The sequence below is a fragment of the Variovorax sp. P2_H12 genome (genome assembly GCF_056403395.1).
This window is the reverse complement of sequence record NZ_JBFUFO010000022.1, coordinates 80,952-97,844: the sequence shown is the minus strand read 5'-3', so window position 1 is coordinate 97,844 and position 16,893 is coordinate 80,952. Positions and strand designations below refer to the sequence as shown.

Sequence of the window (16,893 nt, the reverse complement as noted above, 5' to 3'; positions counted from 1 at the left end):
CGAGCCAGCCAGGGGGGTTGGTCTATAGTCCTTTGCTTCCATGAAGCATCTGTTGAATTTACTCGCGGCGATCGCGCTGCTGGTATGGGGCACCCATCTCGTTCGCACGGGCGTGCTGCGCGTCTTCGGCGCCAACCTGCGCAAGATCCTGGTTCACAGCATGCGCAACCGCTTCACGGCGGCCCTCTCGGGCATCGGCGTCACGGCGCTGGTCCAGTCGAGCACCGCGACCTCGCTGATGACCTCCTCCTTCGTCGGCCAGGGCCTGGTGACGCTGCCGGCTGCGCTGGCGGTGATGCGCGGGGCCGACATCGGCACCGCCCTGATGTCGGTGCTGTTCTCGGCCGACCTGTCATGGCTGTCGCCGCTCTTCATCTTCGTCGGCGTGGTGCTGTTCATCACGCGCCCGTCGAGCGTGGCCGGCCGCGTCGGACGAGTGCTGATCGGACTCGGCCTGATGCTGCTCGCGCTGCAGCTGGTGGTGGCGGCCACCGGGCCACTGTTCGCCGGCCAGGCGATGCGTGAATTGCTGGGCACGCTGGGCAGCGACGTACTGCTGGAAATCACCATCGGCGCCGCGCTCGCGATCGTCGCCTACTCGAGCCTGGCGGTCGTGCTGCTGGTCGCCGCGCTGGCGAGTTCGAACGCGGTGCCGCTCGACGTCGCGCTCGGCCTGGTGCTCGGCGCCAATCTCGGCAGCGGGCTGCTGGCGGTGCTGACGACCGCCAAGTCGGCGGTCTCGGTCCGGCAGGTCACGGTGGGCAACCTGGTCTTCAAGCTGCTCGGCGTGGCGATCGCGGCGCCCTTCGTCGGTCTCTGGCTGCGCGAGGTCAGGCCCTACATCTCGGACGCGACGCAGTTCGTGGTGCTGTACCACCTGGCCTTCAACGTGCTCGTGAGCGTCGGCTTCATCGGCCTCACCGACTGGGTGGCGGCGCTGGTGACGCGCGTGCTGCCGGTGCCGGAGGAGCCCGCGGCCACGCGCCGGCCCCAGCACCTGGACCCCTCGGCCCTGTCGACGCCGACGCTGGCCATCTCGAACGCCGCGCGCGAGGCGCTGCACCAGGCCGACGTGGTCGAGACGATGCTGATCGGCGTGCTCAACGTGATCCGCAACAACGACCTGCGGCTGGCCCAGGAGCTGCGCAAGCTCGACGACACGGTCGACGAGCTGTACTCCGCCATCAAGTACTACATGACCAAGATCTCGCGCGAGGCCCTGGGCGAGGAGGAGAGCCGGCGCTGGACCGACATCATCAGCTTCACGATCAACATGGAGCAGATCGGCGACATCATCGAGCGCGTGATCATCGACATCGAGGACAAGAAGATCAAGCCGCAGCGCAACTTCTCCGACGCCGGCATGCGCGAGATCGTCGAGCTGCACGAGCGGCTGGTGGCCAACCTGCGCCTGAGCATGAGCGTGTTCCTGAACGGCAGCGTGCGCGATGCCCAGAAGCTGCTCGAGGAGAAGGCGCGCTTCCGCGACCTGGAGCGCGCCTACGCCACCACCCACCTCGGGCGCCTGTCGGACCAGACCGCGCTGAGCATCGAGACCAGCTCGCTGCACATCGACCTGATCAGCGACCTCAAGCGCATCAACTCGCACATCTGCTCGATCGCCTACCCGATCCTCGAATCGGCCGGCGCACTGGCGCCGACCCGGATGCGCGAGTCGCGCCTGAATAGTCTCTAGGCTCGCCCCCAGGTTGGGCTCACTGCGTGTAGCCCGCCCACCCCCTACCGGGGGCAACACCAGCGGCCCGGCAAAGCCGGTTCCGCGGTGTTTCACCAACGGGCCTGGCTGCGCCGGCCGATAGAAGAGAGGCGCCGTGCCTTTTCTGCGGCGGCGCGCAGCGCACGCCTGTTGGTGGGCAGTCGCGGAACCGGCTTTGCCGGGCCGCTGACTGCGCCCCCGGCAGGGGGTGGGCGCCCCGACACGAAGTGCGGGGCAACCTGGGGGGGAGCTACAAGGTAAGGATCGTGCAGCCGGTCGTCTTGCGGGCCTCGAGGTCGCGGTGCGCCTGCTGCACGTCGGCCAGGGCGTAGCGCTGGTCGATCGGGATCTTCACCGCGCCGCTCTCGACCACCGCGAACAGCTCGTCCGCCATCGCCTGCGTGCTCTCGCGCGTGGCGATGTGCGTGAACAGGGTCGGGCGCGTGACGTAGTACGAGCCCTTGGCCAGCAGGCCGAGGCTGAACGGCGGCACCGGCCCCGAGCCGTTGCCGAAGACCGCGAGCAGCCCGAAGGGCCGCAGGCAGGCGAGCGAGCCTTCGAAGGTGTCCTTGCCGACCGAGTCGTAGACCACCTTGACGCCCTGGCCGCCGGTGATTGCCTTCACGCGCTCGGCGAAGTTCTCGGTGGCGTAGTTGATCGCATGCGCGGCACCGTGGGCCAGCGCGAGCTGGCACTTGGCGTCGGTGCCGGCCGTGCCGATGAGCTGGAGCCCGAGCGCCTTGGCCCACTGGCAGGCGATCAGGCCGACGCCGCCGGCCGCGGCATGGAACACGATGAAGTCGCCGGGCTGCAGGCCCTCGGCCGGCAGCGTCCTGCGCAGCAGGTACTGCGTCGTCAGGCCCTTGAGCATCATCGCCGCGCCGGTCTCGAAGGAGATCGCGTCGGGCAGCTTGCAGACGCTCCTTGCCGGCATCACGCGCAGTTCGCAATAGGAGCCGGGAGGCTGGCTGGCGTAGGCGGCGCGATCGCCGGCCTTGAGGTGCGTGACGCCCTCGCCCACCGCCTCGACCACGCCCGAAGCTTCCATGCCGAGCTGCAGCGGCATCGCGAAGGGATAGAGGCCGCTGCGCTGGTAGGTGTCGATGAAGTTGAGGCCCACCGCCTTGTGGCGGATCCGGATCTCGCCGGGACCGGGGTCGCCGACCTCGACCTCGACGAACTTGAGCTCCTCGGGACCGCCGTGGCGGTCGATGCGCACTGCCTTGCTCTTCATATGCGTCTCCTGGTCGACGTGGATCAATAGGTTCCGGGATAGGCGCCGCCGTCGGCCAGCACGTTCTGGCCCGTGACATAGGCGGCATGCACGCTGCAGAGAAAGGCGCAGATCGCGCCGAACTCCGCGGGCGTGCCGAAGCGGCCGGCCGGAATGTTCTTCTGTCGGCTGGCGCGGATCGCGTCGATGTCCTGCCCGGACTTCTTCGCCGCGCCGGCCAGGGTGCCCTTCAGGCGATCGGTGTCGAACGATCCCGGCAGCAGGTTGTTGAGCGTCACGCCCTTGGCCGCGAGACCCGTGCGCGCAACGCCGGCAACGAAGCCGGTGAGCCCGCTGCGCGCGCCGTTGCTGAGGCCGAGGATGTCGATCGGCGCCTTCACCGAACTCGAGGTGATGTTGACGATGCGCCCGAAGCCGCGCGCCGCCATGCCGTCGACCGTGGCCTTGATCAGTTCGATCGGCGTCAGCATGTTGGCGTCGATCGCCTTCATCCATGCCTCGCGGTCCCAGTCGCGGAAATCGCCGGGCGGCGGGCCGCCGGCATTGGTGACCACGATGTCGAAGTCGGCGTGCGCCGCGAACGCCGCGGCGCGGCCTTCGGGGGTCGTGATGTCGGCCGCGACGTGCTTCACGAAAGGCTTGGCAGCGCTGCCTGCAGCAGTGGCCTGCAGGGTCGCCGCCGCAGCCTCCAGCGCCTCGGCGCCGCGCGCCACGATCACCAGGTTCACGCCCTCGCGCAGCAGCGCTTGCGCACAGCCGTAGCCCAGTCCCTTGCTCGCGCCGCACACCAGCGCCGTCCTGCCCGCGATTCCCAGATCCATGTTGATTCCTTCGGGCTCAGCGCCCCATTCGTGTGAAGACAAAGATGCCGGTGATGACCAGCACCGTGCCGGCCGCGATCCAGGCGGTGAAGGGCTCGCCGAGCAGCAGCACCCCCATCAGGATCGTCGACATCGGCCCGACCATACCCGTTTGCGCCGCCATCGCGGGCCCGATGCGCTCGATCGCCATCATGACGGCGAGGACGGGCACGGCAGTGCACAGCGTGGCGTTGAGCACCGACAGCCAGATCACCTCGGGCGCGACCTCGAAGGCCGCGCCCATCGGCCGCAACAGCAGGAACTGGGCGATGCACAGCAGGCAGGCCACGCTGGTCGCCAGACCGACCAGGCGCAGCGAGCCGAGCCGCTTGACGAACTCGCCGCTGGCGACCAGGTAGATCGCATAGCTCACCGCGCTCAGGAACACCAGGAAGGCGCCCCACGCGGCCGACGCGCTCTGGCCCAGGCTGAGCTCATGGCCGAACACCAGCAGCACGCCCGAATAGCTGATCGCCATGCCTGCGAACTGCCAGCGCGTGATGCGCCGCCGGTAGACGATCCAGCCGAACAGCAGCACCAGCGTCGGGTTGAGGTACAGGATCAGCCGCTCGAGGCTGGCCGTGATGTAGGCCAGCCCCGCGAAGTCCAGGAAGCTCGACAGGTAGTAGCCCGAGAAGCCGAGCCCGACGACGCCGAGCCAGTCGCGCCGCGTGAGCGCCGGCTTGCCCCGCCCGGCCCACCATGCCATGAGCGCGAACAGCGGCAGCGCGAACAGCATGCGCAGCATGATCAGCGTCACCGCATCGACGCCGTGCCGGTAGGCCAGCTTGACGATGATCGCCTTGCCGCTGAAGGCGATCGCACCGAAGGTGGCGAGGGCCAGGCCCGGGGCAAGGCTTTTTCGAACGGCTTGCGCCGAGGCGGCCTGGGGCATCGAGAGGACTAGAACCCCGCGGCCAAGCCGTCGCGGCGCGCATCGCTGGCCGCCACGTAGCCTTCCACCGCCGGGTCGCCCGCGCGCCAGATGAACTGGCCGGCGCCGAAGTCCTGGTAGGAGTCGTTGATGACATCGACCTTGTGGCCGAGCGCGGACAGGCCCTGCACGGTGGCGGGAGCCATCGCGGCCTCGGCATTGATTTCGAGTCCCGAATTGAAGCGCCAGCGCGGCGCATCGCAGGCCGCCTGCGGGTTCTGCCCGTAGTCCAGCATGCGAACCAGCGTCTGCATGTGGCCCTGCGGCTGCATGTTGCCGCCCATGACACCGAAGCTCATCACCGGCGCGCCGTCCTTCGTGAGGAAGGCCGGGATGATGGTGTGGAACGGGCGCTTGCCCGGCGCCACCAGGTTGGGGCTCGCGTCCTTCAGGCTGAAGCCGTGGCCGCGGTTCTGCAGGCTGATGCCGAAGCCCGGCTCCACGCAGCCCGAGCCGAAGCCCATGTAGTTGCTCTGGATGAAGCTCACCATCATGCCGCTCTCGTCGGCCGCCGTGAGGTAGATGGTGCCGCCCTTGACCGGGTTGCCTGCCTTGAAGTCCTGCGCCTTGTTCACATCGATGAGTTTGGCACGCGAGGCGAGGTAGGCGCCATCGAGCATTTGCAGCGGTGTCAGCTCCATCGACGATGGCTCCGACACGTAGCGGTAGGTGTCCGCGAACGCGAGCTTCATGGCCTCGATCTGCAGGTGCTGCGAGCGAACCGAGTCGACCGGGATCGAGCCGATGTCGAAATGCTCGAGGATGCCCAGGGCGATCAGGGCGGCGATGCCCTGCCCGTTCGGCGGGATCTCGTGCAGCGTGTGGCCGCGGTAGTTCTGGGCGATGGGTTCGACCCACTCGGGCTTCCAGTTGGCGAGGTCGCGCACCTTGAGGCTGCCGCCGTTCTCGTTCGAGAACTTCTCCAGCGCTTCGGCGATCTCGCCGCTGTAGAAGGCATCGCCCCGCGTCGCCGCGATGGCCTTCAAGGCGCGCGCGGCCGCCGGGAAGCGGAACAGCTCGCCCACTTCAGGCGCCCGGCCCCACGGCAGGAAGCTCTGCGCGAAGCCCGGCTGCGACTGCAGGATGGGCGTGGCCGCGGCCCATTTCTGCCGCACCACGGGCGGCATCAGGTACCCGCGCTCGGCGATCTCGATCGCCGGCGCCATGAGGTCCGCGAAAGGCAGCTTGCCGAATCGCTCGGACAACGCGACCCAGCCGCCCACTGCGCCCGGCACCGTGACCGAATCCATGCCGCGCATCGGCGGCGTGGCGGCGTCGGCGCCGTGCTTCTTGCGGAAATAGTCGGGCGTCCAGGCCGCGGGCGCGCAGCCCGAGGCATTGAGGCCGTGCAACTTCCGGCCGTCCCACAGGATGCAGAAGGCATCGCTGCCCAGGCCGTTGCTGACCGGCTCCACCAGCGTCATGACTGCTGCGGTCGCGACCGCGGCATCGACCGCGTTGCCGCCTTGCTGCAGGATGCGCAGCCCGGCCTGGGCCGCCAGCGGATGCGAGGTCGACACCACGTTGCGCGCGAAGACCGGGATGCGGGTCGAGGTGTAGGGGTTGGCGTAGTCGAATTTCATGTCAGTCCCCTGTGATCTTGCGTTCGGTAATGATCTTTTTCCATTTGGCGGCGTCCTGCGCCACCATGCTCGCGAGCTGCGCCGGCGTGCTGGTGGTGGGTTCGATCCCGAGCCGTGCCAGCTTGTCGCGCGTCTCCGGGTCGCTGAGCGACTGATTGGCGGCGCTGTTGATGCGGGTCACGAGATCGGCCGGGAGGCCCTTGGGGCCGTAGAGACCGAACCAGGTATTGGACTCGAAACCCGGCAGCACGTCGGCGATCGGTGGCAGTTCCGGCGCCAGCGGGCTGCGCTTCAGCGTCGTCACGCCCAGCGCCCGCAGCCGGCCGTCGCGCACGTGCGGCATGCCGGTCGGCAGCGAGTCGAACAGCACGTCGACCTTGCCCGTGATCAGGTCGGGAATCGCGAGCGCGGTGCCCTTGTACGGGATGTGCGTGACGAAGACGCCGGCCTGCGACTTGAAGAGCTCGGCCGTGAGCTGCACGATGGTGCCGTTGCCGCTCGACGCGTAGTTGAGCTTGCCCGGGTTCTTCTGTGCGTAGGCTATCCACTCGCGCACCGTCCTGGCCGGCGAGTTGTTGGGCACCAGCATGATGCTGGGCGCATCGCCCACGTGCGCGATCGGGGTGAAGTCTTGCACCGCATCGTAGGGCAGCTTCGGGTTGATCGCCGGGCCGATGGAGTGCGTGCTGGTGGTGGCCAGCAGCAGGGTGTAGCCATCGGGCGTCGCCTTGGCCGCGGCATCGGAGCCGATCGCGCCGCCGGCGCCGGGCTTGTTGTCGATCACCAGCGTGGTGCCGAGCTTCTCGCCCATCTTCTGCGACAGGGTGCGCGCGAAGAGGTCGGTGGCGCCACCGGCCGGGAATGGCACGATCAGGCGGATCGGCTTGGCCGGATAGCCCTGCGCCCGGCTGGCGGACGTTGCGCCCACGCAAAGCACGGCGGCACAGGCCTGAATGAACTGGATTCGCTTCATGGTTCTGGATTCTGTCCCTGTGGAGAGGAAATCGGATGCTATGCAACGCCAGAGCATCAAGCCAGATAATCCGGCTTATCGAACTATGAATTCTGCTTATGGCAAGAAACACCGCGGAAGAGATCTCGCTGCAGCAGCTCAGGGCCCTGGCGGCGGTCGCCGAAACCGGCAGCTTCACCCTCGCGGCGGAAACCCTGCAGCTCACGCAGCCCGCGATCAGCCACCTGGTCAAGCGAATGGAACACGAGCTCGGCCAGCCCCTGGTGGTTCGAGGCCGCCGCATCCGCATCACCAATGCCGGCCAGATGATGGTCGACACGGCCGTGCGCGCGCTGCGGCTGATCGATGAATCCGTCGGCGCCTGCCGGTCGCAGTCCCAGCTGCGCGAAGGGCGGGTGGTCCTGGCCGTGGGCCATCTCACGGCGGGCGCCCTGCTGCCGCCGCTTCTGGGCCGCTTTTCGCAGCAGCACCCGGCGCTGGCGACGGTGCTGATGGACAGCACGGCCGAGCAGATGATCTCGCGGATCCTCTCGCAGGAGGCCGACCTGGGCTTCGGTTCGGACATCGGCCAGCAGCACTCCGAGCTCGCGACCGAGCCGCTGTTCAGCGAGCGCATGGCGCTCTTCGTGCGCGACGATCATCCGCTGGCCCAGCGGGTGGTGATCGATGCCCGGCACCTGGATGCGCTGGCCTTCATCCACGTCAATCCGGACGCCAACGTGTGGCGATCCGTCAGCCGCCAGCTGTCGAGCGTGGCCAATGTGTATCCGCGCGTGGTCCACCATGTCTCGATGCTGTCGACCGCGTTCGGGCTCATCCAGGCCGGCGCCGGCGTCGCGCTGCTGCCTCGCTACGTGGAAGTCCTGATGCCGGGCAACCTGCGCGCGGTGGCCGTGACGCGTCCGGCGCTGGAGTACCCGGTCGTCGCGGTGCGGCTGGCCAAGCATCCGCTCAGCCCGGCCGCCATGGCCTTCCTCGCCATGGCCAGGCAGCACATGAAGCCGCCGCGCGCGCACAAGACGTAAAAAAACGGCACCCGAAGGTGCCGTTGCGTGAAGCCGGAAGGAGCGCAGCGCTCAATCCTCGACGAAGGCTTCCTGGCGCTTGGACTTGACCGCGGGCAGCAGCACGATCACCAGCAGCAGCAGCGCCGCCGCCAGCAGGCCGGCCGAGATCGGCCGCGTGACGAAGACGATCCAGTCGCCGCGCGACAGCAGCAGGGCGCGGCGCAAGTTCTCTTCCATCATCGGCCCCAGGATGAAGCCCAGCAGCAGCGGTGCGGGTTCGCAGCCGAGCTTGAAGAAGGCGTAGCCGATGAAACCGAAGATCGCCACCATCCAGATGTCGAAGGTGTTGTTGTTGGTCGAGTACACGCCGATGGCGCAGAACAGCACGATGGCCGGGAACAGGTACTTGTAGGGCACCGACAGCAGCTTGATCCACATGCCGATCAGCGGCAGGTTCAGGATGATCAGCATCGCGTTGCCGAGCCACATCGAGGCGATCAGGCCCCAGAACAGCTCCGGGTTGCTGGTCATCACCTGCGGGCCGGGCTGGATGTTGTGGATCGTCATCGCGCCGACCATCAGCGCCATCACGGCGTTGGGCGGAATGCCCAGCGTCAGCAGCGGGATGAAGGAGGTCTGCGCGCCGGCGTTGTTGGCCGACTCGGGAGCCGCGACGCCGCGGATGTTGCCCTTGCCGAAGGGCACTTCGCCCGGATGCAGCTTGGTCTTCTTCTCGATCGTGTAGGCCGCGAAAGCCGCCAGCAGCGCGCCGCCGCCGGGCAGGATGCCGAGCGCCGCGCCGAGCGCCGTGCCGCGCAGCACCGCGGGCAGCATGCGCTTGAAGTCTTCCTTGGTCGGGAACAGGCCGGACACCTTGGCGGTGAAGACCTCGCGGTCTTCCTCGGGGCGCGACAGGTTGGCGATGATTTCGCCGTAGCCGAACACGCCCATCGCGATGGCGACGAAGCCGATGCCGTCGGTGAGCTCAGGAATGTCGAAGCTGAAGCGCGCCACGCCCGAATTGACGTCGGTGCCGACCAGGCCCAGCAGCAAGCCCAGCACGATCATCGCGATCGCCTTGAGCAGCGAGCCCGAGGCCAGCACCACGGCGCCGATCAGGCCCAGGATCATCAGCGAGAAGTACTCGGCCGGGCCGAACTTGAAGGCCAGCTCGGTCAGCGGCGGCGCGAAGGCCGCCAGGATCAGCGTGCCGACGCAGCCGGCGAAGAACGAGCCCAGGCCGGCGGCCGCGAGCGCAGGCCCCGCTCGCCCCTTGCGCGCCATCTGGTAGCCGTCGATCACGGTCACCACCGAGGACGATTCGCCCGGCAGGTTGACCAGGATGGCGGTGGTGGAGCCGCCGTACTGGGCGCCGTAGTAGATGCCGGCCAGCATGATGAGGGCCGACACCGGCGGCAGCGCGTAGGTCGCGGGCAGCAGCATCGCGATGGTGGCGACCGGGCCGATGCCCGGCAGCACGCCGATCAGGGTGCCCAGGATGCAGCCGACCAGGCAGTACAGCAGGTTGGTGAAGGTGAACGCGACACCGAAACCGAGGGAGAGATTATTGAGAAGTTCCATTTGCCGGTCCTCAGCCCGTGATGAAGGTGGGCCAGACCTGGATCTGAAGCTTGAGCGCCCAGATGAAGGCGATGTAGCTGCCGACAGCCAGCGCGGTGGCGAGAATCAGCACCTTGGGCAGCTCGAAGTGGGCGCCAGCCAGGCTGGCGATGGTCACCAGGGCGTAGATCGCGATGATCAGGCCCATGGCCGGTACGCCGAGGCTCGGCAGGCCGCCGAGCAACACGCCGAACGCCAGGTTGGCACCGAGGATGTAGAGCACCTGCTTCCAGGCCCACTTGCCGATCTTCTCGCCGTCCTCGGTCTCGACCGTGAGGCCGGTGAACATGATCACGAGGCCGATGACGGCCATCAGGATGCCGAGCATCAGCGGGAAGTAGCCCGGACCCATGCGGGCGCCACTGCCGACGTTGTAGGTTGTCGCCCCCCAGGCGAAAGCGACTCCCACGACGGCGAACATCACCCCCGAGAAGAAGTCTTTCTGACTCTTGATTTTCACGAACAGTCTCCACGAAAAAACTCGATCGGAGATTGTGTGGTCAGGCTGAAGTCAGCTCGATGTGGATTCCACCTACCGGCTCTTCAGGGTTATCCCTGCTTGCCTCATTCCAGTGGGGGGGTGGCGCTGAGCACTTCCTCGATGGTGGTCACACCCTCCGCGACCCGCAGCGCGCCGGCCAGGCGCAACGGCCGCATGCCGTCGACCACCGCCTGGCGCCGCAGCCCGACCGCGTTCGGCTCCTTCGTGACCAGGGCCTTGAATTCCTCGCTGATGCTCAGGAGCTCGTACAGCCCCATGCGCCCCATGTAGCCCGTCATGCGGCAGTCGACGCAGCCGACCGGCTTGTAGGCGCGCACCGAGCCGCTGATCTGCCACGGCTTGACGAACTCGGCCAGCTTCTCGCGCGTCACCGACTCGTCCGGCTGCTTGCAATGCGGGCACAGCGTGCGCACCAGGCGCTGGGCCAGCACGCCGAGCATCACCGCGTTGATCAGGTAGGACGGCACGCCGAGCTCCATCAGCCGGGTGATCGCGCTCGGCGCGTCGTTGGTGTGCAGGGTGCTGAAGACCAGGTGGCCGGTGAGCGCCGCCTGGACCGCCATCTCGGCCGTGGCGAGGTCGCGGATCTCGCCGACCATGATGATGTCCGGGTCCTGCCGCATCAGTGCGCGCAGGCCTTCGGTGAAGCCGAAATCGATCTGTGCCTGCACCTGCGTCTGATTGAAGGAGGGCTCGATCATCTCGATCGGGTCCTCCACCGTGCTGACGTTGACCTGCTCGGTCGCGACGCGCTTGAGCGTCGAGTAGAGGGTGGTGGTCTTGCCCGATCCGGTCGGGCCGGTCACCAGGATGATGCCGTGCGGCCGGGTCACGAGCTTCTCCCAGCGCTGCGCGTCGTGCGGGGTGAAGCCGAGCGCGTCGAGGTCCTTGACCGCCGTGTCGGGGTCGAAGATCCGCATCACCATCTTCTCGCCGAAGGCGGTCGGCAGCGTCGACAGGCGCATCTCGACCTCGTCGCCGCGCAGGTTGCGGGTCTTGATGCGGCCATCGAGCGGACGCCGCTTCTCGACCACGTCCATCCGCCCGAGCAGCTTGATGCGCGCGACCATTGCGTTCATCACGCCCATCGGCATCTGGTAGGCCGGATGCAGCACGCCGTCGATGCGAAAGCGGATCATGCCCTGGTCGCGCCGCGGCTCCAGGTGGATGTCGCTGGCGCGCTGGTCGAAGGCGTACTGCCACAGCCAGTCGACCACCTGCACCACGCTCTGGTCATTGGCGTCGAGCTGCTTGTTGCTCTTGCCGAGCTCGACCAGCTGCTCGAAGCTCGCGCCGCCGGCGTTGCCGCCGGCCTTCTGCGCCGCCCGCACCGACTTGGCCAGCGCAAAGAACTCGGCCGTGTAGCGCTGGATGTCGGTCGGGTTGGCGACCACCCGGCGCACCGTGCGGCGCGACTGGCGCTCGACTTCGGCGATCCAGTCGGTCAGGAAGGGCTCGGCGGTGGCCACCACCAGTTCGCTGGGCGTCACCTGCACCGGCAGCACCTTGTGCCGCTCGGCATAGGCCGCGCTCATGGTGTCGGCGACCTTGCCCACATCGACCTTGAGCGGGTCGATCCGCAGGTACGAGAGCCCGGCGCGGCCGGCCAGCCACTGGGCCAGCATTTCGAGATCGAGCGGCTTGCCGTCGCTCTCGCGGACCATCGCGACATTGGCCAGGCGTACCAGCGGTGCCTGGCGGCTCTCGGCCTGGGCGCAGCGCGCCTGCGTGCGCTTGGCCTCGACCGGCGAGATCACGCCATCCTGGGCCAGCCATTCGATCAGGTGGCGCAGGACCAGCGGGCCCTCGTGGCGCGGGGCGGCGGTGGCGGCGGGGGTGACGGCGCTCATGGGGAGATCAGCTCTGGGGTTTGAAGACCCGCAGCCACTTCGGAGCGGGCAGGCCCCAGCGAGTCTGGATGCTTTGGGCGCGCTCGGCAAGAAGGGGCCGCTTGGGACGGGTGGCTTCGCGCTGGGCCAGCACCACGGTGTTGCCCTCGCGCGTCGGCTTGAAGGCCCAGACCGCCTCGGCGCCGAAGGCCGCGGTGATCTTCTCGAGGCTGCGCTCGTAGCTCGACGAGCGGCCGAACAGATTGACGGTCATGGCGCCGTCCTCGGTCAGCAAGGCGCGGCAGTCGGCGTAGAAGGCCTCGCTGTCGAGCACCGGCGCGGCCGCCTCGTGGTCGTACAGGTCGACCTGCAGCGCATCGACCGTCCCCAGCCAGCGCGGCTTGCGGATCTCGGCGGCGGCATCGGCGATCACGATCTCGAGCTTGGTGTCGTCGGCCGGCAGCTTGAACCAGCCGCGGCAGGCGGCCACGACCTGCGGATTGAGCTCGATCGCCGTGGTGCGCATGCGCAGCGTCTTGCGGCAGAACTTGGTCAGGCTGGCCGCGCCCAGGCCGAGCTGCATCGCATGCCGTTTGCCGACGCCGGCGGGATCGACGAACAGCAGCCAGGCCATCATGCGCTGGACGTATTCGAGCTCGATCTCGAAGGGCGCATCGAGCTTCATCGAACCCTGCACCCATTCGGTGCCGAGGTGCAGATAGCGCACGTCGCCCCAATCGGAAAAATTGACTTCGGGAAGGGAGACTTTCATGGAATGACCAAATACCTTTCAAACACCTCGCGCCACGCCTGCACCTTGCGCTCGAGGCTCCAGGAGGCGTTGGCAGGACTCGACGAGGGCAGCCGATGGACCGGGACGCCGAGCGCCCGCGTGTGCCGCGCATGCCGGAAGCTTTCGCCGCCGTTGTGCGCGATGGCCGCGAGCCGGGGCAGGCGCAGGCTCGCGATATCGTTCGCCACGGGCTCGCGGATCGCCGAATCGAGGCTGCCTTCGCGCTCGCAGCTGGCATAGACGTCCCACACGCCGAGCCCCCGGTCGAGCAACCAGGCGCTACGCTTTTTATAGCTGCCTTCACCCACTGGCAGCGGGTTTCCGGGCCACAGCGCCTGCAAAATCTTCCAAAAACCATTCTGCGGGTGCGCATAATACTGCTGCTGCGCGATCGACCGGGCCCCAGGAAAGCTGCCGAGGATCAACAAGGCGGTGTTTTCGGAAACGATTGGCGCGAGCCCCGTGAGCACGGCCTTGACGTCGCCTGGGCGCGAGACCGGCTTATTCATGACGAACGCTGCACGGTTTGCCGAAGCATCGGCACCTGCGAGGAGAAGAAATGAATACGGAAGCGATCTGGATTTTCCTGACGACGCAAGGCGTGGATTTTGGCCTGAAAGTGATCGGCGCCCTGATCGCCTGGGCCATCGGCCGCTGGCTGATCGGCCTGGCGCAGCGCCTGGTGGCCAAGGCCCTCGAGCGCGGCAAGAGCATGGACCCGACCTTGAACCACTACCTGGTCTCGATCCTCGGCGTGCTGCTCAACATCGTCCTGATCCTCGCGATCCTCGACATGTTCGGCGTCCGCACCACCTCCTTCGCGGTGCTGCTGGCCGGCGCCGGGCTGGCGATCGGCACGGCCTGGGGCGGCCTGCTCACGCATTTTGCGGCCGGCGTGTTCCTGCAGGTGCTGCGTCCGTACCGGGTCGGCGACTACGTCACCGTCGGCGGCGGCATCAGCGGCACAGTCAAGGAACTGGGCCTGTTCGGCACCACGCTGATCACGCCCGACAACGTCGTCACGACGGTGGGCAACAACAAGGTGCTGTCGGATCCGGTCCAGAACTTCAGCCAGTTGCCCTTTCGCCGGGTCGACGTCACCGCGAAGATCGCCAACGGGGTCGACGTGAACCAGGCCATCGCGCTGCTCAAGGCCGCGGTGAGCCAGATCGCCAACGTCTCGGCCGAGCAGCCGCCGGACGTCGAGATCCTGCAGTTCACGCCCGAGGGGCCCCTGCTCGCGGTGCGTCCGTACACCCACACCGACCACTACTGGCAGGTCTACTTCGACACCCACAAGGCGATCGTCCGCACTTTCGGCGCCGCCGGCTATCCGACGCCCGAGACCCCGCTGGTACACCGGTCCGTCGCACCGCCGCCGACCGCCTGAAAAAAACCCGCCGACGGCGGGTTTTTCATTGGGGCGGCGAGCGCGGCGAAGTCAGGGCTTCTTGGCGGCTTCGTTCTGGACGGTGCCCGGAATCTTCTCGCCGATCTTGTCGCCGACCTTGCGGGTACCGTCGGCGGCATCGGTGGCCACGTTGCCGATCGCGTTCCCGGTTGCCTTGGCGCCCTTCTCGGTGGCCGTCACGGCCTTCTTGGTGCCGCTCTTGGTCGCATCCCAAGCCTTCTCGGTGCCGCTCTTGGTGGCATCCCAGGCCTTCTCGCCGGCGTTCTCCACCTTCTGGGTGGTGCTGGGCGCCGTGGTTTGCGCGGTTGCCGACACGCCGATGCAAGCGAAGGCCAGGGCCACTGCGGCAGGCAGGGTGCGAACGATGGGTTTGCTCATTGGATGGCTCCTTGTATGAGTTGGAGTGACGGTTTGCCACTGTGATGCAACGACTGCACGAGTTCGAAGGATGACACCAAAATCCGCTGCCGCACCGCAACGGCCCCAAGTCGGGTGCTTCGCCTACGCCGGGCGCGGGTGGTCGGCCGACAGGCCGATCAGCGAAGCCAGACGTGGCAGGGCCGCGGCGGCGTTGCGCGTGGTCGCTTCGGCCAGCGCCGAGCGCTCCATCCCGCGCAGGCCCGCCACGACCTCGGCGATGCGCGGCAGCTCGCCGGGCTCGTTGCGCCCCTGCGGCTGGCCCGCCTCCCGCTGCGCCTGCGTGCGATAGAGCCAGTGGGGCTGGATGTCCGGCGCGTCGGTCTCCATCACGATCGCGTCCAGCGGCAGCATGGCGGCGAGCCGGCGCAGTTGCAGAGCACGCTCGAAGGTCACGGCGCCGCCGAAGCCCAGCTTCAGGCCCAGGTCGATGCAGGCCTGCGCCTGCTGCTCGCTGCCGTTGAAGGCATGCGCGATGCCCTGCCAGCCCTGGCCCGGCGCCACTTGGCGCAGATGCATCAGCACCTTGTCCACCGAGCGGCGCACATGGATGATGACCGGCAGCCCGTGCTTGCGTGCCAGTTGCAACTGACTGTGAAAGAAGCGCTCCTGCTTCGCGGGGTCCAGGCCGGCGACGAAATAGTCGAGGCCGATCTCGCCCACCGCCACCAGCCGCGGGTCGTCGCGCCGGCGGCCGAGTTCCTCGTCGAGCAACCCCAGATCCTCGTCGCGCGCTTCGCCGGTGCACAGCGGATGGATGCCGAGCGCATAGGCATCGTCCTGCAGGTGCGCAAGTTCGCGCACGGTCGCGAAGTTGGAGACAGCCACCGCGGGGATGACGCAGAGCATGACGCCGGCGTCTCGGGCGCGGGCCCGGATCCGGGGCATTTCCGAGCCGAACTCGGGCGCATCGAGGTGGCAATGGGTGTCGACGAAGCGGGACATCGCGCGATGATGCCCGAAGGGATGCACGGCCGCGGAAAGCGTGCTACCGTGCCTCCTACAGCGACTCTCTCTTTTGTGCGGAGGTGCCCCGATGCGCAGGCCTGCTTTCTACAGCCGCTCGCCCCGAGGGCCGCAGGATGCGGCCGAGGCCGTTACGCCCGAGGCAGCCCAGACGATCGCGCAGGCTCCCGCCGCTGCCTGGCAGCCCGGGCGTCGCAGCTTCGGCCTGCTGCTGGCATTGATGGTCGGCATGGGCGCCACCGGCGCCTACTTCTGGCCGCACCAGGGCGCTCAGGCGCTGACCCAGAAGGACATCGACGCGGCGGTGCTGCGCACGCTGCAGACCGCCCCGCTGCCCTCGCCTGCCGCCCGGGCCGCCGAGATCATCCGCCCCTCCGTGGTCCGCGTGGTGGGCTACGGCACCGAGAAGACGACGCCCGAAGCCAAGATCGAGAAACGCGGCCGCAATCTCGCCAAGGCCAAGCCACCGGAGGTCACCGACGAAGTGGCCGGCAAGCAGGTCGAGCGCGGCGTCGGCACCGGCGTGGTGATCGTCGACAAGGGCGTGATCCTGACCAACCTGCACGTGGTCGCCGGCGCCGAGACCATCAAGGTGACCTTCGCCGACGGCCTCGAGGCGCCGGCCACCATCACTGCGCTGCAGCCCGAGAACGACCTGGCGGTGCTGCAGGCCCAGAAGCTGCCCGATGACCTGATCCCGGCCACCATGCGATCGACCGCCGACCTGATGCCGGGCGACCAGGTGGCAGCGGTCGGCTTCCCGTTCGGCATCGGACCCTCGGTGTCGGCCGGCGTGGTGTCCGGTCTCAATCGGTCCTTCCGCTCGCCTGAAGGCAAGCAGGAACTCAGCAACCTGATCCAGTTCGACGCCGCCGCCAATCCCGGCAACTCGGGCGGCCCGCTGGTCAACATGAACGGCGAGGTGCTCGGCATCGTGACCGCCATCCTGAACCCGACCCAGCAGCGCACCTTCATCGGCATCGGCTTCGCCGTGCCGATCGAGAACGCAGCATCCGCCGCCGGCTCGCCCCCCTTCTGACCCACCGA

General features: G+C 67.9%; 16 protein-coding genes. 4 read left to right on the top strand and 12 right to left on the bottom strand.

Features of this window, described 5'->3' with window-relative positions; all coding sequences use genetic code 11:
* Nucleotides 1-40 precede the first annotated feature (40 nt).
* Entirely contained in the window at nt 41-1,696 is a 1,656-nt protein-coding gene (locus AC1DYK_RS17190) for a Na/Pi cotransporter family protein (RefSeq protein ID WP_478167429.1), read from the top strand.
* Nucleotides 1,697-1,967: 271 nt separating this feature from the next.
* Here the strand turns inward: AC1DYK_RS17190 and AC1DYK_RS17185 are convergent, their stop codons facing one another.
* Genes AC1DYK_RS17185 through AC1DYK_RS17165 form a run of 5 tightly spaced genes read right to left on the bottom strand, consistent with a single transcriptional unit; the run spans nt 1,968 to nt 7,301 of the window.
* Nucleotides 1,968-2,951, bottom strand: a complete 984-nt coding sequence (locus AC1DYK_RS17185) for a quinone oxidoreductase family protein (protein ID WP_478167428.1) — start codon at nt 2,949-2,951, stop codon at nt 1,968-1,970.
* A 23-nt stretch (nt 2,952-2,974) separates the two neighbouring features.
* Nucleotides 2,975-3,772 (bottom strand): SDR family oxidoreductase, encoded by a 798-nt coding sequence (locus AC1DYK_RS17180; RefSeq protein ID WP_478167427.1) that lies wholly within the window; start codon nt 3,770-3,772, stop codon nt 2,975-2,977.
* A 16-nt stretch (nt 3,773-3,788) separates the two neighbouring features.
* Nucleotides 3,789-4,706 (bottom strand): DMT family transporter, encoded by a 918-nt coding sequence (locus AC1DYK_RS17175; protein ID WP_478167426.1) that lies wholly within the window; start codon nt 4,704-4,706, stop codon nt 3,789-3,791.
* An 8-nt stretch (nt 4,707-4,714) separates the two neighbouring features.
* Complete coding sequence (locus AC1DYK_RS17170) at nt 4,715-6,328, bottom strand: gamma-glutamyltransferase family protein (protein ID WP_478091666.1); 1,614 nt, start codon at nt 6,326-6,328, stop codon at nt 4,715-4,717.
* A gap of 1 nt (nt 6,329) precedes the next feature.
* The gene (locus AC1DYK_RS17165) at nt 6,330-7,301 is read right to left on the bottom strand and encodes a Bug family tripartite tricarboxylate transporter substrate binding protein (protein WP_478167425.1); all 972 of its coding nucleotides are present in this window, start codon (nt 7,299-7,301) and stop codon (nt 6,330-6,332) included.
* 98 nt (nt 7,302-7,399) lie between these two features.
* Between AC1DYK_RS17165 and AC1DYK_RS17160 the strand changes: the two genes are divergently transcribed.
* On the top strand, nt 7,400-8,326 hold the full coding sequence (locus tag AC1DYK_RS17160) for a LysR family transcriptional regulator (protein ID WP_478167424.1): 927 nt from the start codon (nt 7,400-7,402) through the stop codon (nt 8,324-8,326).
* A 51-nt stretch (nt 8,327-8,377) separates the two neighbouring features.
* Here AC1DYK_RS17160 and AC1DYK_RS17155 read toward each other — a convergent pair whose 3' ends face one another.
* From AC1DYK_RS17155 to AC1DYK_RS17135, 5 genes are all read right to left on the bottom strand, one after another.
* Nucleotides 8,378-9,889, bottom strand: coding sequence for a tripartite tricarboxylate transporter permease (locus tag AC1DYK_RS17155; protein WP_478167423.1), 1,512 nt, complete (start codon nt 9,887-9,889; stop codon nt 8,378-8,380).
* 10 nt (nt 9,890-9,899) lie between these two features.
* On the bottom strand, nt 9,900-10,388 hold the full coding sequence (locus AC1DYK_RS17150; protein ID WP_478167422.1) for a tripartite tricarboxylate transporter TctB family protein: 489 nt from the start codon (nt 10,386-10,388) through the stop codon (nt 9,900-9,902).
* A gap of 104 nt (nt 10,389-10,492) precedes the next feature.
* Nucleotides 10,493-12,280 carry a type IV pilus assembly ATPase TfpB gene (tfpB, locus tag AC1DYK_RS17145; RefSeq protein ID WP_478167421.1) on the bottom strand — a complete coding sequence of 596 codons (1,788 nt, stop codon included), beginning with the start codon at nt 12,278-12,280 and terminating at the stop codon, nt 10,493-10,495.
* A gap of 7 nt (nt 12,281-12,287) precedes the next feature.
* Complete coding sequence (locus AC1DYK_RS17140) at nt 12,288-13,031, bottom strand: class I SAM-dependent methyltransferase (protein WP_478167420.1); 744 nt, start codon at nt 13,029-13,031, stop codon at nt 12,288-12,290.
* Complete coding sequence (locus tag AC1DYK_RS17135; protein WP_478167419.1) at nt 13,028-13,561, bottom strand: DNA-deoxyinosine glycosylase; 534 nt, start codon at nt 13,559-13,561, stop codon at nt 13,028-13,030. The genes AC1DYK_RS17140 and AC1DYK_RS17135 overlap by 4 nt, the downstream gene beginning before the upstream one ends.
* Nucleotides 13,562-13,611: 50 nt before the next feature.
* Between AC1DYK_RS17135 and AC1DYK_RS17130 the strand changes: the two genes are divergently transcribed.
* A complete protein-coding gene (locus AC1DYK_RS17130) occupies nt 13,612-14,442 on the top strand; it encodes a mechanosensitive ion channel family protein (protein WP_478167418.1) in 831 nt (276 codons plus the stop codon).
* Between the two features lie 51 nt (nt 14,443-14,493).
* Here AC1DYK_RS17130 and AC1DYK_RS17125 read toward each other — a convergent pair whose 3' ends face one another.
* Both AC1DYK_RS17125 and AC1DYK_RS17120 read right to left on the bottom strand, forming a co-directional pair.
* Nucleotides 14,494-14,841 (bottom strand): hypothetical protein, encoded by a 348-nt coding sequence (locus AC1DYK_RS17125; RefSeq protein ID WP_478167417.1) that lies wholly within the window; start codon nt 14,839-14,841, stop codon nt 14,494-14,496.
* A 123-nt stretch (nt 14,842-14,964) separates the two neighbouring features.
* On the bottom strand, nt 14,965-15,825 hold the full coding sequence (locus AC1DYK_RS17120) for a TatD family hydrolase (RefSeq protein WP_478167416.1): 861 nt from the start codon (nt 15,823-15,825) through the stop codon (nt 14,965-14,967).
* 91 nt (nt 15,826-15,916) lie between these two features.
* Between AC1DYK_RS17120 and AC1DYK_RS17115 the strand changes: the two genes are divergently transcribed.
* A complete protein-coding gene (locus AC1DYK_RS17115) occupies nt 15,917-16,885 on the top strand; it encodes a S1C family serine protease (protein WP_478167415.1) in 969 nt (322 codons plus the stop codon).
* The last annotated feature ends 8 nt before the right edge of the window (nt 16,886-16,893 follow it).

Coding starts and splice junctions, on each gene's coding strand:
- AC1DYK_RS17190 (WP_478167429.1), top strand. CDS start 41: ATGAAGCATCTGTTGAATTTACTCGCGGCGATCGCGCTGCTGGTATGG.
- AC1DYK_RS17185 (WP_478167428.1), bottom strand. CDS start 2,951: ATGAAGAGCAAGGCAGTGCGCATCGACCGCCACGGCGGTCCCGAGGAG.
- AC1DYK_RS17180 (WP_478167427.1), bottom strand. CDS start 3,772: ATGGATCTGGGAATCGCGGGCAGGACGGCGCTGGTGTGCGGCGCGAGC.
- AC1DYK_RS17175 (WP_478167426.1), bottom strand. CDS start 4,706: ATGCCCCAGGCCGCCTCGGCGCAAGCCGTTCGAAAAAGCCTTGCCCCG.
- AC1DYK_RS17170 (WP_478091666.1), bottom strand. CDS start 6,328: ATGAAATTCGACTACGCCAACCCCTACACCTCGACCCGCATCCCGGTC.
- AC1DYK_RS17165 (WP_478167425.1), bottom strand. CDS start 7,301: ATGAAGCGAATCCAGTTCATTCAGGCCTGTGCCGCCGTGCTTTGCGTG.
- AC1DYK_RS17160 (WP_478167424.1), top strand. CDS start 7,400: ATGGCAAGAAACACCGCGGAAGAGATCTCGCTGCAGCAGCTCAGGGCC.
- AC1DYK_RS17155 (WP_478167423.1), bottom strand. CDS start 9,889: ATGGAACTTCTCAATAATCTCTCCCTCGGTTTCGGTGTCGCGTTCACC.
- tfpB (WP_478167421.1), bottom strand. CDS start 12,280: ATGAGCGCCGTCACCCCCGCCGCCACCGCCGCCCCGCGCCACGAGGGC.
- AC1DYK_RS17140 (WP_478167420.1), bottom strand. CDS start 13,031: ATGAAAGTCTCCCTTCCCGAAGTCAATTTTTCCGATTGGGGCGACGTG.
- AC1DYK_RS17135 (WP_478167419.1), bottom strand. CDS start 13,561: ATGAATAAGCCGGTCTCGCGCCCAGGCGACGTCAAGGCCGTGCTCACG.
- AC1DYK_RS17130 (WP_478167418.1), top strand. CDS start 13,612: ATGAATACGGAAGCGATCTGGATTTTCCTGACGACGCAAGGCGTGGAT.
- AC1DYK_RS17125 (WP_478167417.1), bottom strand. CDS start 14,841: ATGAGCAAACCCATCGTTCGCACCCTGCCTGCCGCAGTGGCCCTGGCC.
- AC1DYK_RS17120 (WP_478167416.1), bottom strand. CDS start 15,825: ATGTCCCGCTTCGTCGACACCCATTGCCACCTCGATGCGCCCGAGTTC.
- AC1DYK_RS17115 (WP_478167415.1), top strand. CDS start 15,917: ATGCGCAGGCCTGCTTTCTACAGCCGCTCGCCCCGAGGGCCGCAGGAT.